At 64.9% G+C, this 22,934-nt stretch carries 17 protein-coding genes and 6 pseudogenes; 15 read left to right on the forward strand and 8 right to left on the reverse strand.

What is annotated here, in order from left to right; translation table 11 throughout:
• The 3 genes from ACWEVO_RS03455 to ACWEVO_RS03465 form a co-directional block, all read left to right on the forward strand.
• Positions 1-652: DUF2399 domain-containing protein (locus tag ACWEVO_RS03455; protein ID WP_452305977.1), on the forward strand; the 652-nt coding region annotated here is incomplete at its 5' end.
• Between the two features lie 1,014 nt (positions 653-1,666).
• Positions 1,667-2,098, forward strand: a complete 432-nt coding sequence (locus ACWEVO_RS03460; RefSeq protein ID WP_452305978.1) for an endonuclease VII domain-containing protein — start codon at positions 1,667-1,669, stop codon at positions 2,096-2,098.
• A gap of 485 nt (positions 2,099-2,583) precedes the next feature.
• The gene (locus ACWEVO_RS03465; protein WP_368046154.1) at positions 2,584-2,865 is read left to right on the forward strand and encodes an endonuclease domain-containing protein; all 282 of its coding nucleotides are present in this window, start codon (positions 2,584-2,586) and stop codon (positions 2,863-2,865) included.
• 363 nt (positions 2,866-3,228) lie between these two features.
• Here the strand turns inward: ACWEVO_RS03465 and ACWEVO_RS03470 are convergent, their stop codons facing one another.
• Both ACWEVO_RS03470 and ACWEVO_RS03475 read right to left on the reverse strand, forming a co-directional pair.
• Positions 3,229-3,972: an 8-oxoguanine DNA glycosylase OGG fold protein gene (locus ACWEVO_RS03470; RefSeq protein ID WP_452305979.1), complete on the reverse strand. Its 744-nt coding sequence runs from the start codon at positions 3,970-3,972 to the stop codon at positions 3,229-3,231.
• Between the two features lie 537 nt (positions 3,973-4,509).
• Positions 4,510-4,857, reverse strand: a complete 348-nt coding sequence (locus ACWEVO_RS03475; protein ID WP_446839615.1) for a hypothetical protein — start codon at positions 4,855-4,857, stop codon at positions 4,510-4,512.
• 75 nt (positions 4,858-4,932) lie between these two features.
• Here ACWEVO_RS03475 and ACWEVO_RS03480 point away from each other — a divergent pair, with 75 nt between their 5' ends.
• The gene (locus ACWEVO_RS03480) at positions 4,933-7,224 is read left to right on the forward strand and encodes a cutinase family protein (protein WP_302763297.1); all 2,292 of its coding nucleotides are present in this window, start codon (positions 4,933-4,935) and stop codon (positions 7,222-7,224) included.
• Between the two features lie 161 nt (positions 7,225-7,385).
• Here ACWEVO_RS03480 and ACWEVO_RS03485 read toward each other — a convergent pair whose 3' ends face one another.
• Complete coding sequence (locus ACWEVO_RS03485; RefSeq protein ID WP_452305980.1) at positions 7,386-7,814, reverse strand: HEAT repeat domain-containing protein; 429 nt, start codon at positions 7,812-7,814, stop codon at positions 7,386-7,388.
• A gap of 100 nt (positions 7,815-7,914) precedes the next feature.
• Between ACWEVO_RS03485 and ACWEVO_RS03490 the strand changes: the two are divergent.
• From ACWEVO_RS03490 to ACWEVO_RS03500, 3 pseudogenes are all read left to right on the forward strand, one after another.
• Positions 7,915-8,943, forward strand: a pseudogene (locus ACWEVO_RS03490) (IS701 family transposase); the annotation flags it as partial.
• Between the two features lie 522 nt (positions 8,944-9,465).
• Positions 9,466-9,660: pseudogene (locus ACWEVO_RS03495) on the forward strand (transposase); the annotation flags it as partial.
• A gap of 14 nt (positions 9,661-9,674) precedes the next feature.
• Positions 9,675-9,872, forward strand: a pseudogene (locus ACWEVO_RS03500) (hypothetical protein); the annotation flags it as partial.
• 776 nt (positions 9,873-10,648) lie between these two features.
• Here ACWEVO_RS03500 and ACWEVO_RS03505 read toward each other — a convergent pair.
• A complete protein-coding gene (locus tag ACWEVO_RS03505) occupies positions 10,649-11,530 on the reverse strand; it encodes a TauD/TfdA family dioxygenase (protein ID WP_452305981.1) in 882 nt (293 codons plus the stop codon).
• A gap of 161 nt (positions 11,531-11,691) precedes the next feature.
• Between ACWEVO_RS03505 and ACWEVO_RS03510 the strand changes: the two genes are divergently transcribed.
• Complete coding sequence (locus ACWEVO_RS03510) at positions 11,692-12,105, forward strand: NUDIX hydrolase (protein ID WP_452305982.1); 414 nt, start codon at positions 11,692-11,694, stop codon at positions 12,103-12,105.
• A 139-nt stretch (positions 12,106-12,244) separates the two neighbouring features.
• A complete protein-coding gene (locus tag ACWEVO_RS03515; protein ID WP_452305983.1) occupies positions 12,245-13,378 on the forward strand; it encodes a helix-turn-helix domain-containing protein in 1,134 nt (377 codons plus the stop codon).
• 102 nt (positions 13,379-13,480) lie between these two features.
• Here ACWEVO_RS03515 and ACWEVO_RS03520 read toward each other — a convergent pair whose 3' ends face one another.
• Positions 13,481-13,861 (reverse strand): low temperature requirement protein A, encoded by a 381-nt coding sequence (locus tag ACWEVO_RS03520; protein WP_452305999.1) that lies wholly within the window; start codon positions 13,859-13,861, stop codon positions 13,481-13,483.
• A gap of 604 nt (positions 13,862-14,465) precedes the next feature.
• Here ACWEVO_RS03520 and ACWEVO_RS03525 point away from each other — a divergent pair.
• Entirely contained in the window at positions 14,466-15,557 is a 1,092-nt protein-coding gene (locus tag ACWEVO_RS03525; protein WP_452305984.1) for an HNH endonuclease, read from the forward strand.
• A gap of 437 nt (positions 15,558-15,994) precedes the next feature.
• Here ACWEVO_RS03525 and ACWEVO_RS03530 read toward each other — a convergent pair.
• Positions 15,995-16,189: pseudogene (locus tag ACWEVO_RS03530) on the reverse strand (hypothetical protein); the annotation flags it as partial.
• 691 nt (positions 16,190-16,880) lie between these two features.
• On the opposite strand from ACWEVO_RS03530, the pseudogene ACWEVO_RS03535 reads away from it, so the two are divergent.
• From ACWEVO_RS03535 to ACWEVO_RS03555, 5 genes and pseudogenes are all read left to right on the forward strand, one after another.
• Positions 16,881-17,228, forward strand: a pseudogene (locus ACWEVO_RS03535) (transposase); the annotation flags it as partial.
• 171 nt (positions 17,229-17,399) lie between these two features.
• A complete protein-coding gene (locus tag ACWEVO_RS03540) occupies positions 17,400-17,969 on the forward strand; it encodes a hypothetical protein (RefSeq protein WP_452305985.1) in 570 nt (189 codons plus the stop codon).
• Between the two features lie 1,042 nt (positions 17,970-19,011).
• A complete protein-coding gene (locus ACWEVO_RS03545) occupies positions 19,012-19,230 on the forward strand; it encodes a hypothetical protein (RefSeq protein ID WP_452305986.1) in 219 nt (72 codons plus the stop codon).
• Positions 19,231-19,237: 7 nt separating this feature from the next.
• Positions 19,238-19,651, forward strand: a complete 414-nt coding sequence (locus ACWEVO_RS03550; RefSeq protein ID WP_452305987.1) for a hypothetical protein — start codon at positions 19,238-19,240, stop codon at positions 19,649-19,651.
• A 132-nt stretch (positions 19,652-19,783) separates the two neighbouring features.
• On the forward strand, positions 19,784-20,449 hold the full coding sequence (locus tag ACWEVO_RS03555; RefSeq protein WP_452305988.1) for a hypothetical protein: 666 nt from the start codon (positions 19,784-19,786) through the stop codon (positions 20,447-20,449).
• 1,628 nt (positions 20,450-22,077) lie between these two features.
• Here the strand turns inward: ACWEVO_RS03555 and ACWEVO_RS03560 are convergent.
• Positions 22,078-22,389, reverse strand: a complete 312-nt coding sequence (locus tag ACWEVO_RS03560) for a hypothetical protein (protein WP_302763323.1) — start codon at positions 22,387-22,389, stop codon at positions 22,078-22,080.
• 132 nt (positions 22,390-22,521) lie between these two features.
• A pseudogene (locus ACWEVO_RS03565) lies at positions 22,522-22,934 on the reverse strand (hypothetical protein); the annotation flags it as partial.

The following is a 22,934-nucleotide window of genomic DNA, read 5'->3' on the forward strand; positions in this document are numbered from 1 at the left end:
AGCCCGCGACGACGTTCAACGGCTGCTGACCGAGCTCGGATTCGAACCCGAAGCCCTCGCTGCACTCGGCCTGTCCCGCAGCCCATACATCGGCATCGGCGGCCCGGTCCGGCTGTGCGTCTCAGATACCGTCATCGACCTTTCCTCGCTGCCTGGCCCGCATGACATCCGGCTCAGCTCTCAGCACACGATCTCCATCGACGTATGCCGTGTGGCGGGGCCGCTTTTGATCATCGAAAACCGGCAGGCCGCCGAAACGCTATGCGACATCGACGCGGGCGTGCCGGTCATTTGGTGCCACGGCCAGCCACCAGAGCCGGTCCTCAACCTGATTGCCGAAGCAGCAGCGCAGGCGTCGTCAACACTGATCTGCACCGACGCCGACCTTGGCGGAGTGCGTATCGCCGCGAGAATCCACGACCGCCTTGCCGCAGAGTTAACAGTCCACGTCGTCGACGTCGGCGCTGCAGGGCACCGACCCGGCCGAGTGTTTTCTGCGCACAGCCGGGCCCATCTGCAACCGTTCGCGAACCGTAATGATCAGATCGGAGCCTTCGCCCTCAACTGCCTGGATCGTGGCTACGCCATCGAACAGGAGGCGACAGTCAAAGCAGCAATAACCGAAGCACTGGACAGAATTCGACGAGACTGATGGTGGCGAAGCCCGCCTACGCGCGGTCGGTCACAACGAACGAGGTTCTTGTGAGGGCTCGTCCGCTGGCGTCTTCGCCCATGCATTGATCATCGCCTCGTCGTCGGTGACATCGAGGAGGCGGACAGCCTCCGACCTGGGAGTCGTTGGAGGAGCACAATCCAGCAGCCGGTCAAGGTCAGGGGCAGCTGTGCCGCCTCCAACACGAGTTGGCAAAAGGGCTCTGCAGATCGGCCCGCTCGACCACCGCAGCCGCCGGCGAGACCGAGTCCGACGCCCGTCTGGGGGCCGGCTCCGCTACAGCGGCCGAACCCACCCCGTGCGGCCGGCGCAACGCCGCTAGCTGCCTGCCTTTGGGCGCCGACGTACGCGCAGCAGCCAGCTGGTCCGATTGCCCCTCAATAGCCACAGCCGCTACCGGCGAGCCGGTTCGGACAGCTCGACCGGCCGGAATCCTTGCCCTACACCCAGGCCCAGCCGACAGTCGTCGCCGAGGTTGACGTCAACACCGCCTACGAGCACCACCGATGGCGCCACCGCGTCCGCTCCCTGCGTGTCCAACGGGAGTGTCGGTCGATGACCTGCTCCTCGCCGACGGGGCGGCCATTTCGGCAACTCGCGAACGGGCCCGAGTACGGTGCACCGCTGGCCCGGCGACTGGCTGGAGGATGGGGCGCACCTACCACGAGGACTTGTCGTACGCCACTCCTACACTTCGGTCAAGATGCAGCGGTTCCTTGCGGCCCGGTGGGCAGCGTGTGGAGGGAGACCCAGATCGAGGAGCAAGAGCGTTCGCCCGTCGGCCGGTGTCCGAACTGTAACAATGGAGTGCGTCTCACATCGGAGGGACACCCACATCGATGCCGTCGGGCATCGTGCCGTCACCTGCCAATCGCTGCATGCACGTTCGGCGGCTGCGAGCGCCCAAGGGAGACTGCCACACTCTGCACCGGACACAACAACCAGAAAAACAAGGGTAGGCCTCTTGCGCCACTGCGGCCCAAGCGTCCTGACATGTCGCTGCGCGAGCGCGATGAGAGTGGTCGGAAGCACTGCGTAAGCTGTCAACTTTGGTTGGACGAGTCCTTGTTTTCGAAGAGGTCGGCCTCTTCTGATGGTCTTGATGTCGAGTGCCGACCTTGCCGTGCGCTTCGCACCTTAACAAGGAAGTACAGCATCTCGGTTGAGCAGTACAGGCAGATGCTTGCCGGCCAGGGTGGTGCGTGCGCCATCTGCGGAGAGATTCCGACCGGCGGGCTTGGCCTGGTCGTCGACCATCAACACTCGTGCTGCTCCGGCAAGAGCAATTCCTGCGGCAGTTGCATCCGTGGGCTGCTCTGCCTATCGTGCAACGCCGCCATCGGGATGTTCAACGAAGACGTGGAACTGCTCCGCCGGGCTGCCGCCTACATTGCGGGGACCCGAAGCTCTCGGAGGTTGGGGTGAGTGAGCTTGGTTGCGCGCTTGACACCTGCACCGCTCCGCAGCGGTCTCTCGGGCTGTGCCATAGGCACTACACTCGATGGTACGCGATCGGCGACCCGCTGTGGGACGGCGACGACTGCACTAACTGCGGCCGGCGGCGCGCACGAACAACCGAAGGCGAGCTGCGGCGCTGCCGTTTCTGCCCGGAGATTCAGCGGCCAAAATGCAGCTTCCCGGGCTGTGTGCGGCCGATCCGGTGGAATTCGCTTTGCAACGGGCACGCGCAGCAGCAACGCAAACGAGCGGGTACCGGACGCCCGATGGAACCACTCCGCCCCCAGCGGCGCTCAAAGACTGCGGTTGCGATTCGCGACGGGCTCGGCCGCAGGCAATGCAGTATGTGTAAGGCATGGAAGCCTGAATCAGATTTCGGACCATCGAAGCTGATGTCCGACAGGCTGGATCCGCGGTGTCGCGCATGCGTCAACCGCCGGAATGTCGAGCTGATGTACAACCTGGCACCCGGCGAGTACGACCGCCTGTTAGAGAACCAGGGCGATGCCTGCGCGATCTGCCGCAGGCCCTTTGACGATGGCCGACGGCCGGTGGTCGACCACGACCACTCTTGCTGCCCCCACAAGCCCAAGAATGCTTGCGGGCGATGCGTGCGAGCCGTGCTCTGCGGCACGTGCAACTCAGGCCTCGGGATGCTCCGTGAGGACGCTCGGATCATCCGCCGGGCGATCACGTATCTGTCTGCGTCAGCCGACAACGGTGTTGCACCATGATCGCTGGTACCGCAACAGTTGTGGCCCTGCACAACCCATAGTTCGCACTCGAAAGGTCCTGGCGCTACAGGCCGGTGAACCGGGCGACGACCAGGGGAGTCATCCGGGACGATGACCAACTCCCGGCAGCGGGTGGAGGCGCCTCGGCGGCGGCTTGGCCGCACGACGGCACCCGACTTTGTGCCCGAACGATCGCACGCGCCGGAGCGCGTGACAGCGGCAGAACCGCAACATAGGGCGGCGACAACCACGACTCTATGGTCATCCTTCGCGATGAACTGCTGCTGGCGCCAAGATTGGGGCCCGCCATGCTGGTCGCGCTATGTTCTCGGTTCGGCAGAGCGACGATGATGGCGTCAGGAGTCACGGTTGCCGGCGCGCGGCGGGGGCGGTAGCTATGCGCGCCTGGTAGATTGCCCAACCTTTTCTGAACATCGCTGCCTCGATAGCATCCGGGCGCACGGCCGCTTGGTTAGTGGACTCAGTTCTGGCATGGTTGTGGGCGAATTCGAGCCACCGCTGGTATTGATCTGGGCCCCAAGGGCCGCGTTCCGTAATGTCCCAGTGTTCGACTTCCTTCAAAGCTGTGGCAACGAACTGGTCGAGGATCAGCGCGCGACCAGGTTGTGCGTCGGGCCGGGCATCCGCGAAGTACAGCAGCTTGGTGTAGAACGAGGGCCCGAGGTAGGGAAGCTTCTGCTCGCCGCCCAGGGCCAGCATCTCGTACGCCTTCGCCGGTCCCTGATCACGAAGGACGGTCAAAGTCTTAACGAGCTTGGCCGTGATGGACTTAGTCGTGTTCTTGGTGAAGACCTGAGCTCGACGGCCGACGAGGAATGCTCGGTCGCCGGTGCCCCAGGCGTAGCTGCCGACCAGAAGTCGCCCGACGTCGTCTGGACCGCCATTCGCTGCGGTGAGGAGGTCGCCACGCGTGATGTGTCGGTACTGCCGACCCCTGTTGGCCTCGGGCAGGTCGGATAGCCATGCCGTCCACCCTTCGGCGGGGACGCGTTGCTGCCACCAGCGTGGCCGAAAGTCGAACCCGTGTGTGAGAACCTCGCCAGGGGTCCAGAACGCATCGACGCCAAGTCGGTCTCTGAGCCCCATCGTCGCCTCCTGCCCGGTGTGGGCAGACTGTACCGGCGGGCATCGACCGGAAACGACCCATGCTGCGTAAGCCCGGCCCAGGATGCCGAACCAGAAGGACTCTTGTACCACGGTACTCGGACTTCTCCACTTGGGCCGTAAGGCGTTGGCCGCGAGTATGGGGCCAGTCGTCCGTCCGCTCGCCGGGGCCGCGCCGCGCTCGGCGTGCTCCTGAGGACGGCCACCCGACAGGGCCCGATACGCCGCAGGCGACAGCAGCATCCTCGCTCGTCAGCCCCTCGGCGACCCTCGCCCAGAATGCCCGCTCGACACCCGGCCGGATCGGCGGCCCGCCCGGCGACCTCATCGCCGGACGGCCCGTCAACGTCGTCATCCACCCCGCTGGCCTGCCGACCAACACCTCCGCGATCGAGGTTGACGAGGTGAAGCAGTAGGCGGCCCCGACATAGCCGTCCGCGGGCGGGCGGGGCGGCGGAGGTGCGGGCGGATCGGGCGAGGGCGAAGACCAGGAGGATCAGGCCGGCGGTGGCGACGACCTCAGCGAGCCACGGGTTCCCTCCGCTGCGGCCGTGCGGGACCAGGCCACGGCCGGGAGGTCGAACATGAGGTCAGCCAGGACCCCCTGGTGATCGCGCCGCCGATCTTTGCGGCGGTGTAGGCGGCGAGATCGCGGGCGGTGGGGCCGGTGCCGGCGCGGCGGCCGAGCCACCAGTCGACGGCGGAGACGATCCGGTTGAGGTGCGCCCTAAATACCGGCCCGAAAGTCAGGATCAGCGCCCCCAACGCGTGGGCGGTGGCGATCGCGTTCTCTAGGAGCTCGAGCCCGGCCAGTTCGAGATCAAGCAATTGGTCCGAGCCAATCGCCTGTTCGGGGAAGCCCCGCACCCGATTGGCCGATCTCAAACGACCTATTGCCTCAGCTAGTGTCTTTGCGGTGGCGCCGACCTTGCTGGAGGACGCATGAGAAGCCACCGAGTTGTCCGAGCCGCTCTCGCCGTCACCGTACTAGCAAGCGGCCTCTCCGTAGGGGTTGGCGCGATCCGACCGGCTGCGGCCGACACAAATTGTGGGCGCGCACTCTTCATCGGGGCACGGGGATCGGGGGAAAGCGGCTCCGACAATGACGGACTTGGAATACCGGTCACTGCGACGAGGGACAGTCTGCTCGCATACGCTCAGCGCACAACGCTCAGTGCCTCAGACATCCATTTCGAGTCTGTGCCAGCGACGCAGTATCCAGCGATCAGCATCCCTGGGGCCATTCTTGAGAACGGTGGGTTGCCGTCCGCTTTCTGGGCGGCATACGAGGGAAGTGTATCGGATGGCTCAAACTGGCTCACGCTGAGGCTCCTGAACCGGGCCCGATCCTGCCCAAATGAAAGATTTGTCCTCGTCGGCTACTCGCAAGGGGCGCAAGTCGTCACCGATGCGCTGATTACACTGCAATCGGTTCCCTCGATCACCAAGCGCATCGCAGGCGTCGTGCTGTTCGGTAGCCCGGTATTTAGCCCCAATGATCAAACCATCAACGTCGAGCTACCAAAGAAAATTGCATGGTCCTCGAGCCGGCAAGGAATTTATCGGGCCCTCAGATCCCAGGCGCCGTTGGGCTCGACAAGCCAATTGAATGTGGTAGGAAATGAGGTACACATCGGTTCGTGGTGTTTGACCAAGGATGCGATCTGCAACTATTCCGCTGGAGATTCGCGTGCGCTGGTCGACGGATCTAGCACACATTTCGAGTATCCGCAGTTCGCGAAGGATGCCGGGAAGACCCTTGCGGACGACATCAAGGCCGCCGTCTTTAAGAAGGTTCCCCCACCACCCAACGCGCCGCTTGAGTTGTCAGTAGACAGTGGCGTACTTCCACACGCGCAGCAAGGCCTGGCGTATGAGCAGCCTATTACGGTGGGGGGCGGCCGGCCTCCGTACACGCTTGATCCGGAGCCCCTGAGCGGAGGGCTCCCCCCGGGTATCACTGTTGGCGACGCGCTCGACCTTCGCGGTACGCCAACCCGACCAGGAACATTTCAATTCGAACTCGGCGTAACCGACGCGCTGGGCCAGCGTGCGACAGCGGCGTTCACCCTGATTGTGGACGCTACATCGCTTACCCCCACGGCACCCGAGTTGGTGAGTGTCAACGCCGCTGGAACAGCCGCAGGCTCTCGGTACTCTGGATGGTCCGTTGCGCTCAGCGCCGACGGCCGGTACGTTGCCTTTGCATCGATGGCAAAGGATCTCGTTGCGCGCGATCAGCAAGCGGTCGGGCTTAACGTCTTCGTTCGCGACCGCGCAATGGGCACGACACAGTTGGTAAGTCAGCGGACCGACGGCTCCCCAATGGAGGAGTTTGCAGGTGCACTGAACCCGAAGATCACGGCGGATGGGCGCTACATCGCATTCGACTCGGATTCGGCAGTCCTCGTCGATCAAGACAGCAACGAAAGTCAGGACGTCTTCCTGCGTGATATCCAAGCAGGGACAACAACCCGCGTTAGTGTTTCCGGGCTCGGCATCGAAATCGACGGAACCAACCAGGTCCAATCGATAAGTCCGAACGGTCGCTACGTGGTCTTCAACAGCGATTCCGCCACGTTGAGCGGGGGGGCTACGGGCTTACACCTTTACGTGCGGGACATCTACAGTGCGACGACGACGCGGATCGACGCCGTCAGCTCGGCGGTGGGGTTCGTAAACGATGCCGGCACCGTTGTTTACCGCGGCGGAAACGAGTTCGGGCCAGGAACCGAAGGGATATTCCGCTGGACCAAGGATGGCGGTCGGCAACGGCTCGCCGATCCCGGACTGATCAATGTGAGCGACGACGGCAAGTGGCTCATCATCTACCAGCGCGACCGGGCGCAGCTCATTCGTATCGACACAGACACTCTTGCTCAGCAGACCCTGAGCACGGCAGGCGGTCCCTGCTGCACATCTGTCGACGGCCTGAGCGTATCCAGGAACGGGACCGCGACGTTCTCAACGAACGCGCCCGCGCTTACGACGCTCGCTGGTATGTCCGGGCAGCAGGTATACCAGGCTCTCGCATGGTCGATGGACGGACGAGTCGCGCTCGTCAGCGCAGCCACTGACGGTAGTCCCGGCAACGATAGGACGTACGCGACGGCGATCAGCGCCGACGCAGGCACGGTAGGCATGTTCTCCAGCGCTACGAACCTGGTGACCTTGCCCGATCTGAACAATGACTGGGACGTGTTCGTGGCGCCGAATCCACTCTATAGGCCGTGACGAGCAGGAGGCTGGCGAACATCAGCAGACGAGCACCGATATGCACAACACGTCGCGACCAGTGCCCGAACTACGTAAAAGGTTAGTCCCACTGTCCGCCGTTGAGTCGGTGATAGTTGACTAGTACGGCAGTGACAGTTCGTGATCTGGCCGTTGAGGGGTCAGTCGATGAGCCCGTTGGCTCGTGCTTTCCACAGCTCTTGCCGTGCTTGTTTGGTGTCGAGTTTTTCCAGTCCTTTGGCGGCCCAGTACCGGAGTGACTCGTCGCCGTCGTGCAGCTGTTCGGTGAGTACCGGCAGCGCTTGGGATGAGCGGGCTTCGCCGATGAGTTCGAGCAGCCAGCAGCGCAAGCCGTGGTCGTGTCGTTCCTGAGCGAACTCGGCGATGAGTTCGTCGATGTGGTCGGCGGCGTGGGGCAGCAGGAGGTGGAAGCCGTCTTCCTGGGCCTGCGGGTCATGGCGGCGCATGAGCTGCATGGCCTGTTGGAACCGCTTCGTCACGCCGTTGAGGCTAGCTGGTTGAGCGGAATCGGGGGTGCCGGCAATATCGGCGGTGGTCTTCGGCGCGGTGCCGTGAACGGGTGCGGCCATCGCTTGATCATCAGGTGTTGTGCTGACAACCGAAGATCACGCGATGGCCGTGGGCCTCAGCGTAGACCCTGCCGGCTGGCAGGTGTTGCTCGACGAGGTCATGGGTCTTGTCGCGGGCCGATTCGTGCGGGTGGAGCCCCGCCGCACCGCCCGGGACCTGGTGCTCGGATTGCTGTCGCCGGTCGAACGGAAGAACTGCTGGTGGCTGGCCGAGCAGGCAGGACACCGGGGGCCGGAGGCGATGCAGCGGCTGCTGCGCACGGCGGTGTGGGACGCTGACGCCGTCCGCGATGACATGCGTGGCTTCGTGGCCTCGCGGCTGGGTGAGCAGGATGGCGTGTTGATCCCGGACGAGACCGGGTTCTTGAAGAAGGGAACCCAGTCCGTCGGCGTTCAACGGCAGTATTCCGGCACGGCGGGCAGGGTGGAGAACTCGCAGGTGGCGGTGTTCCTGTCCTACGCGTCGACGCGGGGCCGGGCGTTAATCGACCGCAGGGTCTACCTGCCGAAGTCGTGGACCGACGATCCCGGCCGGTGCGCCGGCGTGGGGGTGCCGACCGAGGTGGAGTTCGCGACGAAACCGCAGCTGGCGTTGGACATGATCGCCCAGGCGGTGGCCGCTGGGGTGTTGGCGGGCTGGGTGGCCAGCGACGAACTCTACGGCGACAACGGTCCGTTCCGCGCAGGCGTCCAGGCACTCGGCCTCGGCTATGTCCTCGCCGTGGCCTGCAACCACCTGGTCCCGGTCGATGGTGGGAAGGTCCGCGTCCGCGCCGATCATCTCGCCGCCGACCTGTCGGCCAATTGCTGGCATCGGATCAGCTGTGGCACCGGATCCAAGGGCCCACGCTGGTACGACTGGGCCTGGCTCGACGCGTCCACGCCCGGCCGGCCCGGGCACAGCCTGCTCATCCGCCGCGGCAGCGACGGCGCTCTCGCCTACTACCTTTGCTGGAGCCCGACCCCGACCAGCCTCGCTGACCTCATACGGGTGGCCGGAATCCGCTGGAGCATCGAGGAAGGCTTCCAAGCCGGCAAGAGCCAGGTCGGCCTCGACCACTACCAGGTCCGCGGCTGGACCGCCTGGCACCGCTACATCACCCTTGCCATGCTCGCCCTGGCCGTGCTGATGACCGCCACCGCCGTGGCAGCGCCGCCCACGCCGGCCGGCCCCTACCACCACGCCCGCCATGCAACGCCGATCGCGTTGACCGCAGCGGAAGTCCGCCGCCTGTTCCATGCCCTGGTCATCATCCCGCTCCGAGCCCTGACCACCACCGCCCTACAAGCAGCCCTGAACGCCGAACACTGGTCCAACTGGCGCCGCACCCACCAAGGCCGCGCCCGCCGCAGCCACTACAAGAGACGACTCACCACCGAACTCAACACATGATCAGGAACTGTCACTGCCGTACTAGGCGGACCACCGGCCCGGCCTCGGCGAAGCCGATCACGGCGGCAGCCCCATCTACCAGACGTTTGCGCTGCTGGTCGTCAGCGACCCCAGAAATTAGCGGAGCTAGCTGACGCAAAGCAGCGACACGGCCGTCCACCGACGGCGGTTGATGCATGCAAAGTGCGTGTTTGAAAAAATCGAGTGTGGACAGTGTGGCGGCGTGATGACGGCCGTAGGGGCGGGCAGGGTGTCCGGGTGTCGTCGCCTCGTCGTGGTTACCCGTCAGACCTGACCGATGCCCAGTGGGCGTTGGTCGAAGGGTTGTTGCCGGAGCCGAGCACGGACGGGCGGCGGGAGAAGCGCCCTCGTAGGGAGATCGTCAACGCGATCTTGTACGTGGTCTGTTCGGGGTGTCCGTGGCGGTACCTACCGGCGGATCTGCCGCCGTGGAGCCCGCTGACCAGCGGGGCTTCGCCGTGCACCCGCGCAGGTGGGTCGTGGAGCGGACCCTGGCATGGCTCACCGCCTGCCGCCGGCTGGCCCGCGACTACGAATGCAACCCTGAAATCTCCGAAGGCATCGTCAGGTGGGCCGCCATCGCCGGCATCACCCGCGGCCGACCAGCCCGACGACAGGCAAAGCGCACCTTCATCTGGACCTGATCAAGTCCCTCTCAAACACGGTCCAGTGCGGGGCGCGGTCATCGCAGCCAGCCCAGGAACCGGCGGTGGAGTAGACCGGCAGGAGCCCAGCCTATGTCCTGGCTCGCGGCAACCATGCAGGAGCCCATGTACAGGGCGAGGGAGATGGGAGCGCGCTCGAACTCGGCTCGCAGCTCGTGGCGTCGTGTGCGGCAGGGCCAAGGGGCGCCGCACCCAGCGCAGGTCCAGATGGGCAGGACCGGTCCGTGCGTGGTCATGACGCCTCACCGGGCCAGTGCCCTCGTGTCAGCGGTACCCGGCAGGGCGGTCCACCGCCGCACCGGCCGACTGACCTGACCTTCCTCCGTGACCACACCTGCCGGTGTCTAGGTTCCATGGCCAGGGTGTGGGAGGGGATCTGCTCAGCCGACCCGGTCTCTGATTGCCGCCGGCGGGTCTCCTGGAAGAAGGCCACGTCGCACTCCTCCTGCTGGTGGTCTCATGCTTCCGGCTGCTGACAGCGCTTTTGGGGCCGCGCCTGGCTGGCCGTTCGCGCGCGGATGTCGACCGGCGTGGAATCGCCTGACGGATATGGGTGCAGATTTCCCGGTTCACGCATCGCGATCTGCCTGGCTGGCTGTGTGCCTCGAGGCCGGGTGCATTCCGGGCAGCTTAGGGATGCTCCGCAGCTGCGGCACCATTGGAGCGAGCGCTTGAACGTGAGCAGCCCGGCGAGGAATCCGAGCACAAGGGCTGCGCTGATGGCTGCGATCGAGGTCAGGTTCATGGCGCGCCTTTCAGGACGCCGGTGTCGGCATCGTTGATTCGGTCCAGTGCTGGGCGGGCGCTGATGTGCACCCGCAGACCGTGGGCGAGGTCGTGATGTGGTGTCGACGCCTGCAGGCGGCTCCCAGGTCGCGTTGTGGAGCCCCCGCTGGACAGAAACCGCTCGGCAAACGATCGGTGGTTAGCGGGTCACCGATGATGCGCAGCATCATGCGGTTGCCGGTGAACCTGGTTCTGCCGTGGAGCCAGCGGTCGTTGAGCAGGAAGTAGCCGTGGCCGGCAGGTAGGTCGGCTGGAATGGTCAGCTGCTGGACGAGCGTGCGAAGCCGATCGATAGACGGCAGGAGCATCGGCGAGAATCGCGCAAGCTCGTCGAGGCGAAGCCGGACGGTTATCCGGCCTTCGGTCGTCTGTTCAAACACCGCGCCGAGGTGGCCGGAGCCTCCGCCGAAATACGCCGATCGGGGCATGGACAACGCCGCGAGCATGGCCGGTTCGGTGCGGGCGATCTCGTCGTAGAGTTCGCGTCCGTCCACCAGATGACTGCGTCCACCGGTCTGCGCCGGTCGAAGACATGCCAGCATCAGGACGCGCGGTGGCCGGCATACGGCCGATCCTTCGGTGTGGGGCCAGAGCTCGCGATCGGTGAAGCCGGCAAGGCTGGTTTTTCCGTCTTTGGACGCTGGCCGCCGGGCGATGGCGGTGACCCCGTCGGAGTCGCTGTCGCGGTGCGCGCGGATGCTGATCAATGACCGGGCCGCACGGAGCAGATCGTTCCGTTCGATTCCGCCCTGGAAGATTGTGATGCCGTGCGTGGTGAGGCCATTCAGGATGCGAGCCGTGCCGTCCGGGTCGCGTAGGTCTACGTGGGGCAGGTCGTCAAAGTCGCGCATTTGGTCACCTCCGGCGGATCGCGTTGCCGGCGTTCACCATGGCTGCACCTGATGGATGCATCAAGTGACGGATTGTCAACGCGGAGCCGCCCGATGTTGAGCCAAGACCGTGCTACGTTCCGGACGGTCCAGATCCTGCACCAGTGGAGGGAAGCCGGTCGATGAGCTACCAGCCGCACCTGTTCCCTGTCTCGATCAAGGGCGTTGTGGTCCGCGACGGCCGCGTGCTGTTGCTGCGCAACGAGCGCGACGAGTGGGAGCTGCCGGGCGGGAAGCTGGAACTCGGTGAGGAACCGGCGGAGTGCGTAACCCGGGAGATCCTCGAAGAGGTCGGCTGGGCGGTGACCTCTGGCCCGCTGCTGGACGCTTGGCAGTACCACATCCGCGACGACGTCGATGTCCTGATCATCACGTACGGCTGCCACGTCGGCGCCGATGCTGACCCGGTCGTCAGCCACGAGCACAAGGAAGTCGGCCTGTTTACGGAGGCCGAGGCCGCGGCGCTGCGCATGCCCGACGGGTACAAGAGGTCCATCGCGACCTGGTACGCCAAGCTCAGTACGCGGATCATGTAGGGGACCGACGATGCAGTGCGGCGGTTGCGGGGCGAAGGTCGGCCGCCGGAGCACATCGCCGCTGTGCCCGGCTTGCCATGCCATAGCTGGTGCCGCTCTGCCAGTCCCGGTCCGGCGCCGTGGCGGCTCGGCCTTGTGGTTGTGGACCAGTGACACCGCACGGGCGGCGTTGGCCAGCGGCGATCTCGCGGTCATCATGCGCGCCTACCGGGTCGCGACTGGTGTAAGCCAGCGGCGTCTAGCGGAGTTGCTCGGCTACGACGCGACCTACATCTCGATGATCGAAACGGGGCGGCGGGAGATCAGCGATGTCGCGGCCCGGCTACGTATCGCCCGCCACCTCGGCCTGCCAGCGCACACCCTCGGGGTAAGCGACCCCGAAGACGCCGACTTCACCGCGATGCTCCAGTTCGGCGAGTCGACCATCCGCCTCGCCGCGATCGCACGACAGTCCGGACACGGCGCCGACGCCGTCAACGAGCTCTGGCCGCTGGTCAGCCGCCTAGAGAGCCGCGTCGCCGACGGGCACGTCGAGCGGGAGGTGATGCTCCTGCTTGCCCGTGCCCGCGCCGAGCTCGGCGTCTCACTGGGCTACGTCTTGCCCGAGGAACGACTCGTCAGCGCCGCCCGATGGACCGGCCGGGCGCTGTGGCTGGCCGACCACCTCGACGACCAGGACCTGCTCGCCTTCACCCTGCGAGTACACGGCAACGAGCTGCGCAAGGTCGAACGGCACACCGCAGCCGTTGCCCGACTTCAACGCGCAGTGGAACTTGCGCCTGACCCCGACCGAGGTGCGGGCCTGGTACAGCTCGCCCGAGCCACCGGCGAACTCGGCAGCCCCGCCCTGTTCGATCACGCCATCACCAGCGCCTGGCGACTGGTCGACGCCAACCCCGGCACGGGACTCACCAGCCTCCACGCCCTCCACGAAGTGCACCTGCGAGGGCTGGTCCACACACACCGACCAGACCTGGCCGCCGACCTGCTCGATCGCCACCGCATGTCCACCGCCGCCATACCACCCCAATGGCAGGCGATCCTCCACGTCACCACCGGCGAAGTCCTCCTGGCCCGCGCCGACACATCCCAAGCCGAAACGGCGTTCCAGACTGCCATCACCATCGCCGAGGAGCACCGCCTACCACACCAGATCCAGCGCGCCTTTCGGACCTGCACGTCGCATCTCCCCGCTGTCGGAGAGCTCGCGCGCCAGGCGCTGGAAAGGCTCCGCATCCCCGAGCCCGAACCGGCCGGCAGCCAGGCCCCATAATCGAAGTTCCGGGCAACATGAGCGTTACGAGGCTCGGACCGGCTAGTCACACCCTTGCCGCGCACCGGTTCGGATGGCGGGGACCGATCAGCAGCATGCCCATCAGCACGACGATGACGGCAGCAAGCTGGGCGCGGGCGGTCGCCGAAATGCCGAGGGGCACGGCAACGGCAGGGCGCGGCCGGTGCCAGCGGGGCGGTCGGGATGGGTGACGGCAGCATGGATGCCGGTGGCGGCGACGACACCGAGCAGCAGGTAGTGCTGGAGGGCATATTCCCGGGCGGCCAACCGAGCACGGGTGCGGGGATCCGCGGCGGCGAGGGTCGGGGCCGCGACGCGGGCGTCGCTGAAGTAGGTCCACCACAGGTCGGCGGGCAGGGCAAGGCCCATGACGATGGCCGTGGGGTGGCCGCTGATGTGATGGATCTCGACGTCGGCGCCGATTGCGACGACAGATTCGCCGAGCGCGACGATGACGAGCAGGCCGTGGCGTCAACCAGATGTTCGGCGGCGACCTGGTAGCTGCCAGCTACGCGGATCCAGGAGAACTGTGGAGTGACGTAGGGCAGCGCGGCCTGGACGAGGGCGGCGGCGAGCCAGAGTGCGTAGGTGGCGGGACCGGTGACGAACGCGGCGAGGCCGATGAGCAGCACCGCAGCCAAGTTGTAGGGCGCGAGACGGACCGTGGCGGCACGGGCTGCAGAGAGGCCGAACATCATCAAGTGGACCTACCACGATGACCGGGCGGGGGCCGTCGGGCCCATGGATCGGAGGCTGCTGGCACGGACGTTGGTGGAGGCCAAGGTAGGCAATGCAGGTGATCACCGCGAGGCGCCCGGAGTAGCCTTCCCGTTCACAGGACCCGAGCGTGATTCACCGGAACGACCACCGCTGAGGCTGAAAGCGCCGAACAGCCCGGCCGCCCCGACGCCGAGCGCTGCGCGAGGGCAGCTCGGCTTCGCGCCCGAATCAAGTCGTACCCACGGCCTACGGTGGCGGTGGATGAAACCATCGAGGCTGGGGACTGAGCGCGGTGTCTACGCTGCTGCACCGGGGCCGTGGCCCGATTCCGGCGTTGGGACCAAGCATGGAACAGAATGCTGTTGAGCACCGGTGCCTTGACTGCGGGACACCAGTGCAGCGGGAGGGTGATCGGGGCCCTTGGCCTGCGCGGTGCCCAACCGACCGCCAGAAGCGGAATCGGCAGCTGGCTCAGGCCGCCGAAAAGCTGCGCCCACGGCCCAGTCGAGCTCGGCCGATCGTGGAGCTCGAACTCCGGTGCGTCGACTGCGGCACTGCGGTGACGCTCCGCCGGAAGACCCGGTGGGAAGTCCGATGCGTAACGTGCGCCGAGGAACAGGCCGCAAGAAAGCGTCGCGAGCTGGCGCGTGGCAAGACCCAGGAGCATAGGTGCGTCGACTGCGGAGTTCAGCTCCGCCGCAAGGGCACCGCTGGGGCCTGGCCATTGCGGTGCCCGACTCATCGGGGTGAACACAATGCTCGCCGACGTAGGGACAAAGAAGCAGCGCGGCCGCGGCCGAGCCGGGTTCAGCCGCCCAAGGCTCCCAGCACCTGCCTGGACTGCCCATCACCGGTGTATTGGCGAGGTACCAGATGGCAACTGCGGTGCGATCCGTGCGCGGTTCTCCGAGCAAAGGCGGTACGCGACGCGCGCCGCACCCGGTTAATCGCCAACCGACGGCACAGTCTCCGGAAGCTGCCATGCCGCAGGTGCGGGAATCCGACAGAGCGAGGAAGCCGGAAGCTAAGGTTGCAGGTCTGCGCGGACTGCCGACAGCTGGAGCTCAATGCTCGGCAGCGGCAGCGTCGCGTGACGCATCGGGCCCTGGTGGTCGCGGCAGAGGTCAGATGGCGCCGCGCGAATCCGGATGCGATTCGATCTAGAAACTCCCTTCGCCGCGCCCGAAAACGCGCCGTCAGGTACGAGGTCTTTCGGCATGAGGAGATCTTCGAGCGTGACGGTTGGCGGTGCCAGATCTGCCGACGGATGACCGACCGGACGGCGCCCAGGTTTCATCCGCGGTCGCCGACCCTCGACCATGTCATCCCGCTCTCTCAGGGCGGGCCACACACCCGCGCGAACACGCGCTGTGCGTGCTTCGAGTGCAACTCCAAGCGCGGCGACCGCGGGGGCAACGAGCAGCTGGCACTCATCTAGTTGTAAAGGTCAGCCACCGTTGTGAACACCGGCTGATTTGTGGTTTGCAGGTGTCAGGGTGGCAACACGCATCATAGTTGTCACTATGTGATCCGCCGCGCCTCGCCAGCGCCAGTACCGGGCGGGGGAGTGCCGCGGTCCTGCTCTCGCCACTGGCCGGCGGTGTCGGCGCGCAGCAGGCGATCAACCACCTCCAGCGCCGGTGGCTCCGAGTCGAACTCCCAGCGCAGCACCTTTCCGGACTCCGTGTCCCCGGCCCGGGCCATCACCGTCCAGCGCGTCTCGCGGACCAGCCACACGTCGCGCCGTGTCAGGCGCCCCCAGACACCGTTCCACCACCGCCGCACCACTTCCTGCACCCCGCGATCGTACATACGTTCGATCTGCCGGGCGGCCCGGATGGCGAGCGTGTCTCGCGCGCACCTAGCGAAGGGTCGTTCGCAGCGGTCCTCCGCGCCCCGGCCGTAGGGCTCGCAGCAGTCCGGGCGGTGTCGATACACCCGAAGATCACGCCCGCCCCGGCGGGCGAACTCCGGCGTGATCTCGTACAAGCAGGCCTGCCACACGACGGTCTCCCCGCCGCCGGAGACCACCTGGCCGTCACCCGGCCCCCCGCGCAGCAGCACCTCCATCCCTCCGACCGTAGGGGATCGGCGAGGGCCGGGCGCGAGCTCGACCGATCACCCCGCCGCCCTTGTGGCCCACCGAGAAACAGGGGGTCCCCGCAGCGTGAGCTTCACGCTGCGGGGACCGGGTGTCGGTGGCCTGCTGCCGGGGCTGCTCCACCTGCACGTGGCCGTGGCAAGCAGCCTCAGGGTGACCTCGCCGACCTGTTGAGGTTCGCCGCGCCGCCAGCAGTTCGCCAGCCCACGGCTTGGCGTTGTGGAGAACTTGGGCGGCTGTGCAAAACGCCCTGATCATGGCCGGATGTGCTAGCACCCCCGCGACCAGCGGTTGTCTCGGCGGCTTCCAGACGGGCGCCGCTTGGCTCCAACATCCCGGTGGGCCCGACGGCTGTGGCAGCTACTCGTAATGGGCCGGCGAGTCTGGCCGAGGTGCACCGTCACGGAGTGAGGGATCCTCCTTGCTGGAGTTCCACCACCGACCCGCTTGTGGGGCGCGTCGGAGCATTCGTTGTGGCGGATCTCCACCCCTGCCGGCCTCCGGTTCTTCGATCACGACGTGAAGGGGGTGGGGGATGAGGGGCACTTGCGGCCGGAGTGGTGGGGCCCGGAGGTGATGCCGGCCCGTCCGCGGGGGCGGGTCGGGGATGAGCAGGTGCTGCGTCGGCCGGTCGCGCCGATGCTTGCGGCACCGGTGGACGTGGTGCTCGACGTCGCCGCCCAGCTGCTCACCACCGCCGGCGACAACCCCGACCGGCTGCACTCCGAAGCCGCCCTCGCCCACCTCTGCGGCGCAGCCCCCATCCCCGCCAGCTCCAGACGGGTGCGCCGCCACCGCCTCCACCGAGGAGGCGACCGCGGCGCCAACCACGCCCTGCACACCATCGCCCTCTGCCGCCTGCGCTACGACCAGAGAACCCGCGCCTACCTGCACCGCCGCACCACCGAAGGCCTCAGCAAGCAGGAAATCCTCCGCTGCCTCAAGCGCTACATCGTCCGCGACCTCTACACCGCCCTACGAGCCGACTTCGCCGCACTCGCCCCTTGACCTCCATAGGAGCATCAGGATGGAACGCTCGGTTGTTGCTGTGGCCTTTATTGACAGCCGTTTCTACATTTTGCCCTGGAGGTTAACGCGATGGATGGGCACTTGTCGGGAGTTGGCCTGTGGGCGATCCTGCTTGGTCTAGCGCTGACGTCATCGGTTCTCGCTGCCGTAGTGGGCAAGCTGCTGGACCGAGGATCGTCCCAGCTGGACCGCTTGCGTGAGGGTTATGCCGAGGCAGCTAAAGCCCTCGCGGCCTGGGACAATTTCCCTTATCGGGTCGAGAGGCGAATTGACGATCATCCCGAAACTCGAAGGGCGCTATCTGAGTTGGGCTCCGATATCACTGAGAGATTGGCCTACTACTCTGGATGGGTCAGTGCGGACAGCCCAGCAATGGGGGAGTTTTACATGCGCCTGGTTCAGCGGCTGCGCGTAGAGGTCGCTCCCCATGCTCGCTTCGCGTGGAATCAGCCGCCCCGGTTGTCTGCTTCTGACATGAATATCAGGAAGGAGTTCACTGTATCTGTTACGCAAGGAACCTCGGGTTGGGCCTACGTGCAAGTGTTTTCTGCTGGCTTTCGCTACCGATTCGGGTGGCGTCGCTATCTACTCCCTACTCCACTGCTGCGGTACTTCCTTGCTAAGAAGGAGGTTCCGGGCGCCCGGCGGGCCGGCGCGGTCAGAGACGAAGACGGAGACGTCGCCGCGCCAGTTCAGAAAGCTGATGCCGGTGGAGCTTGACATCCATAGGAGCATACGCTTCTCGTGCTTCGGTCTTGGCGGTCGCATCAAGCGGATGTTTCGGTCATAACACCCTAAGCACGCATGAATGTCGGACGAGCTGCCGTCTCTCTTCGTGTACCTGGCTGGCGCAAGGCCCTCAGACGCGAAAGTGCGTCGACACAGGTCGCACCGTGGGTGCATATGAGGAGTGCGGCCCGTTTCGCTGCGCCGCTTTCTTGCCAAGACAATAAGGCGCGGTCACCAGCTGGACCAAGGCTCTTCCGGACACAGGGCTTGCATCGAGCGCCCAACCAGGTCTCCGAACCTGGAGCGATGCAAGCCGAACGCCAGACAGTAAAACCAGCTCTAGGTTCACCACTGGAGCCGGGACCGAGAGCGGCGGGAGCATCGACGTACTGCATAGTCTTGGAACATCGTCTATGGTCTTCCCATGTCCCGGCGGGAGTTAGTGCGACGAGTGCAGGAAAGCCTACCCAAAGGTAGCGATTCCGTAGCATATCCGGACCATCCTCTCTTGCTTGGGGGCCCCGACGTTCTGGCATCAACTAGTGGCACACTAACTGCGTACTTTGTCTCTACCCCGAGATCACCCCAAACGACCCCACAGGCGCTAGCAAATGTAATGTTGTCGCGCTTTGCCTTACCAAGAGGAACGACGTTCGTTCTGGTGCTGGAAGAGGCAGTAAGCGGGGTGCAGGAGAAGTCCTTTCTCTTCGATGGAGTGGTCATTATCCGACGTCGCCGTCGCACTGCCCTGCCATCGGGACCGATAGGCAGCCGATCAGGTGTCTGGGATGCAGTTGAAGAATTGAGGGGACCGCATCATGAACGCTACAGCGAAGCATGGGCTCTGACTCGCGAACGGGGACGTCATCCAAGTAGACCTACCCCCGGTAGGTCATCAGCCGAATACGGACTAGCACGCGGGATTTATCGCCCGAGAGGTCGCTACACGGACCTTGACAACGGACACATGTACGTCCGAAGCCCGCAACGCGAGAGCAGGGGTAGCCTCACTCAGCGGCTAAAGGAGGCGTCAATGACCGCGGCGCGGCTGGACTATTGCCTGGATGCAGGCGTCGAAGGGTTCAGCGAGGTGGAAGCAAACATGCGGACGCACGGACTTCACTTGGCGCTGCATTACAGCCGTCTACCCGCACTTCCCGGCACGCGGGCGTTTGATGCGCTTAAGCCGATTCGCGCCGCAGCATTCGCTGGCTTTGCTACGGACCTGGAGGATCAGAGTGTCGTCATATAAGAAGCGGGTGACCACGCTGCGCGTATTGATTAGCGGGCACCCAGTCTTGAGTAGCTCGCCGAAACTGCCACATATTACGGGTGAGGTCGGGCGAATAGCCGCATCGGGCCGAATTCCAAAGCAGAACGGATGGCTGCTGGCTGTTGTTCATACCACCAGGGCGCTTGATACCACTCTGAGTGAAATCGTAAAAATCAAAGGATGGGCGAACAGCAACAATCACAGCCTGGGTGGCTATTTGGGACTTCTTCACGTGAATTCGATTCTGTCACAACAAGAGAAAGATGACTACAACAAGGAAATTGTTTGGAAGCGCAATATGTACATGCACGAGGCTGGGGCCATGCCGAGCCAACTCGACGCAGACAAGATCCTCAGCGATATGCACTCTTGTGCTTCGACGGTGCTGGCTCGTCTCTAAGTGTCTAACTGGCCGACGGTCGGTTCGTACGTAGACAGATGTCCTTGGACGACGGCGAACGCAACCGCGAGCGCGCGGCAGGCAGTCGCGGCACTTCGACCTCTAATGGTTACCTCGACGGGAAGGCACCTGATGAACATCGGCGAGCCGGAGGAGGAGTGGGAGGGGTATAACTTCTCCGGGTTCGTTCCGATGATCTTGGCGGGCTACCGCATGTCAGCGGTATGGCGCGCGCTTAGAGGCTTGGAAAGGCTAACTGAAACCATCGCCGCCGACATCCAATCCGAAGCGGCCGATTACCTCACATGGTGTGAGGCCCACGAGCATGACGAGTACCCCAATGAGTTCGGACTTTCGATCGATCTAGCGGCAGCTGAGGTTTATGCCGACGAAATGCTTGCGGCTGCGTCCGAGCTTCCGCACCTGTTCTTTGGCGGCCTGGTCGTCTACCTGCTGAGCATGTTGGAAGCGACCCTGGCCGGCTGTCTTGAGGCAGCCCAGATCGTCACGCAGCGCCCAGTCGTGAAGAGAGTCCCGAATCCCAAGCTAGAAAACTACGTCAGAGCGCTAGAGGGTTGCGGCGTTCATGTCGGCTGGGATGACGAGGTCTGGGCGGCCCTCCGTCAATGGCGCGATCTCCGAAACAAGATCGTTCACACGTTCGATATGCCGCAAGGGGCACCAATTCTTTCTAGCTCAGCGGCGCAGGAGGTGTTCTGGCTAGTGGACTTAGCAATCAGGGACGTCGATCACGCAATGTCCGCGCTTGGGTCCTTCGCTAAACGCCCAAGCCCCTGACCTATACCTCCCTGGGGCCCTCACCGATCACGGGGTCGGCGCGCCGTCCTCATCTGGCCAGGCGACTCGCGCTGAGTCCTGCGTGGCAACGCCTGACCCCTGCGTGACCCCAACGCCCCGCCAAGACAGCACTGCGAGCCAACCCAGCAGGGGACGGACCCCGAGGTGGCGACGGCTGGCCAAGGCGCTGCGCGTGTCCTCTTAATCCGGTGGTCGGTCGTAGCAGGCGAGGCAGCCGATAGGCAGCGAGGGTTCAGCAGCGGGCGGCAGCCAACGACAGCAGGCGGCAGAGAAGCCCTGCTCGACGATGCAAGACGGCATCGGATGACACACGACGTTGCGCCGTACCCGCGTTCACACCGAAGCGTCCTCTGGCGCTCGGCGACCTGGCGCTGGCAGTACTAGAGCCCAATGGAAGCGGTGCTTTGCCGGCAGGCCACACCGCTATGAAATCGAGCTGCGCGCCGCCTCTAGTGCATCTGAAATTGCCTCGGTCACGCCGCCCTTCCGGGAGCCTATGTCAACGAAGGCTGCGACCGCACAACGCCTAGGAGCCTCAGGGCGGACGACGTTGATCACGCGAGCGAATCGACGGTCCGCGGTGGCGAAAATGTCGGCATCGGGAAGGTACGAGGAATACTGTTCATCCACAGGGTTGCCCGGGCCAATCTTGCTTGCGTGCTGCCCATATCGAACTGCCCATCGAAGCCAGCACCGCAACATCGCTGCGTCATCCATCTCGTACAACCACATCCGGCCGAAGTCGGCCCGATCGCTGCAGGCAACGTCAAGGTCGACGTAGGCTCCGACCCAGTCGGCGTAGGTCGTGTCCTCGCCGGTGAAAGGGGCTCGCCTCCTCACGGTGAACAAGGCTTGCCAAAATATCCCGAGGTTCTCCAAACGCCAGGGTTCGATAACGGTGCCGGGTTGCCACCCTTCAGCAATAGCGTCTGCCTCGCCGTCAGGGGGCGGAATCAAGCGCCTCAGTCGGATAGCCTTTGGCACCTCCTCCAAAGTCCGAAAGAAGCCGGCCGATCGCCACTCGGCTTGCTGTTGGCGCTGCTCACGCAGCAGCAGCTCGCTCTGGGCCGCTCGCCGCTGCCTGCCTGCGAGAAGTCCAGCGGCTTCATCTCGCGCTGCCCGCCAGACCCTTGTTTTCCAAAAACTCTCCAATTCTGCTATCGCTCGATGGTCCGGCTCCTGCTTCAGCCAATGAGGCCTCAGCCGGGCAACCTCTGCTACAAATTCCCCACTCTCACGCTCGGCCTCTGTCGGCAAATGCCTCCAAGCCGATCGGCATATCAATCTGACAATTCGCCTCCGTGAGGCCGTATGAGGACTGTTCAGTACCTCGAGAAGCGTTGCCGGTGGGATGACTACCTGTATTTGTGAGCTCCGGACGAATCGGTGGAACTGATCCTGCTCGCGATAGTCGGCTAGACGGCTCCACACATTCGTGTCCAAGAGCAGCCGCGTCTGTTGGGAGCTTTCGTTAGATTCCTGAGGGGCATGACTGCACGGCGAAGAACCTTGCCCAGTGCGCTCCGGGTAGAAGCGGCGGCCTAGGTTTTCATTCGCCAGTGGTCGACGCGGCTTAGGACCTGCCCGGTCGGGTGCTGCGCTAGCACTCACTGCTTTGCCCAGTACCGGAAGATCTCCTGCACGGTGGTGTGCCAGGGAACATCGCCTTCTTCAAAGCCCTTGCCGGGTGCTCCAGACTCTGAGTTGACCACGAGAGCTGCCAGTGAGGGTTCGCCAGCCTCGATGCAGAGGTCCGATAGGTCGTCCAGCACGTGCCGCATGTGGTGGCTCAAGGCAACGTCAGAGATGCCTATGGCCAAGCCGAGCGCTTTGTACGTCACCAGGGAGCGGCGGCGGGCGGCCATGATGAGCCCACCGCGCGCTTGAAGGACCTGTTGGTCTCTTGACGTCAGCACCATGTGGACATACTCCCGCTCCTGCTCACAGGGGGAAAGGCCAGAGCCGGCGAGGGCGGCCGAGCAGCCCTCGATGAACTTCGCGTCTGCATGCCTACTTTGGCGGCCTGCAACTGCGGTCCGGGACTCATAGTCCTACTGCTGGGCGGTGAGCTGGTCGAGGGTTTCTGTGGCGGCGTCTCGCAGCCGAGCGAAGGCGTCCGGCTCGGCCGCGGCGAGTTCGGTGTAGATGCCTATCGCCTCGGTCGTCGTCTTGATCGCGGTGGGCATGTAGTCGGGGTCGGGAACTTGGACCGTGATCCATCCCACGTTCCATAGCGAGCTTGCCAGGCCGGACAGGTGGGCGTCGCGGTTGAGCCGGACCAGCTCTCGGTAGAGCTCGACGGCTTCCCCGGTGGCGATCAGGGCTTCGGCCAGCCGGCCCGCCTGCGCCAACGGGACGGTGTGGCTCCTTAGCGAGCTTGCCAGGCCGGACAGGTGGGCGTCGCGGTTGAGCCGGACCAGCTCTCGGTAGAGCTCGACGGCTTCCCCGGTGGCGATCAGGGCTT

The organism is Micromonospora sp. NPDC003776 (genome assembly GCF_053605645.1).

Excerpts from the sequence above, each read along its gene's own strand:
- ACWEVO_RS03460 (WP_452305978.1), top strand. The coding sequence starts at position 1,667 with ATGTCGCTGCGCGAGCGCGATGAGAGTGGTCGGAAGCACTGCGTAAGC.
- ACWEVO_RS03465 (WP_368046154.1), top strand. The coding sequence starts at position 2,584 with ATGTACAACCTGGCACCCGGCGAGTACGACCGCCTGTTAGAGAACCAG.
- ACWEVO_RS03470 (WP_452305979.1), bottom strand. The coding sequence starts at position 3,972 with ATGGGGCTCAGAGACCGACTTGGCGTCGATGCGTTCTGGACCCCTGGC.
- ACWEVO_RS03480 (WP_302763297.1), top strand. The coding sequence starts at position 4,933 with ATGAGAAGCCACCGAGTTGTCCGAGCCGCTCTCGCCGTCACCGTACTA.
- ACWEVO_RS03485 (WP_452305980.1), bottom strand. The coding sequence starts at position 7,814 with ATGGCCGCACCCGTTCACGGCACCGCGCCGAAGACCACCGCCGATATT.
- ACWEVO_RS03505 (WP_452305981.1), bottom strand. The coding sequence starts at position 11,530 with ATGCGCGACTTTGACGACCTGCCCCACGTAGACCTACGCGACCCGGAC.
- ACWEVO_RS03510 (WP_452305982.1), top strand. The coding sequence starts at position 11,692 with ATGAGCTACCAGCCGCACCTGTTCCCTGTCTCGATCAAGGGCGTTGTG.
- ACWEVO_RS03525 (WP_452305984.1), top strand. The coding sequence starts at position 14,466 with ATGGAACAGAATGCTGTTGAGCACCGGTGCCTTGACTGCGGGACACCA.
- ACWEVO_RS03545 (WP_452305986.1), top strand. The coding sequence starts at position 19,012 with ATGACCGCGGCGCGGCTGGACTATTGCCTGGATGCAGGCGTCGAAGGG.
- ACWEVO_RS03555 (WP_452305988.1), top strand. The coding sequence starts at position 19,784 with ATGAACATCGGCGAGCCGGAGGAGGAGTGGGAGGGGTATAACTTCTCC.
- ACWEVO_RS03560 (WP_302763323.1), bottom strand. The coding sequence starts at position 22,389 with ATGGTGCTGACGTCAAGAGACCAACAGGTCCTTCAAGCGCGCGGTGGG.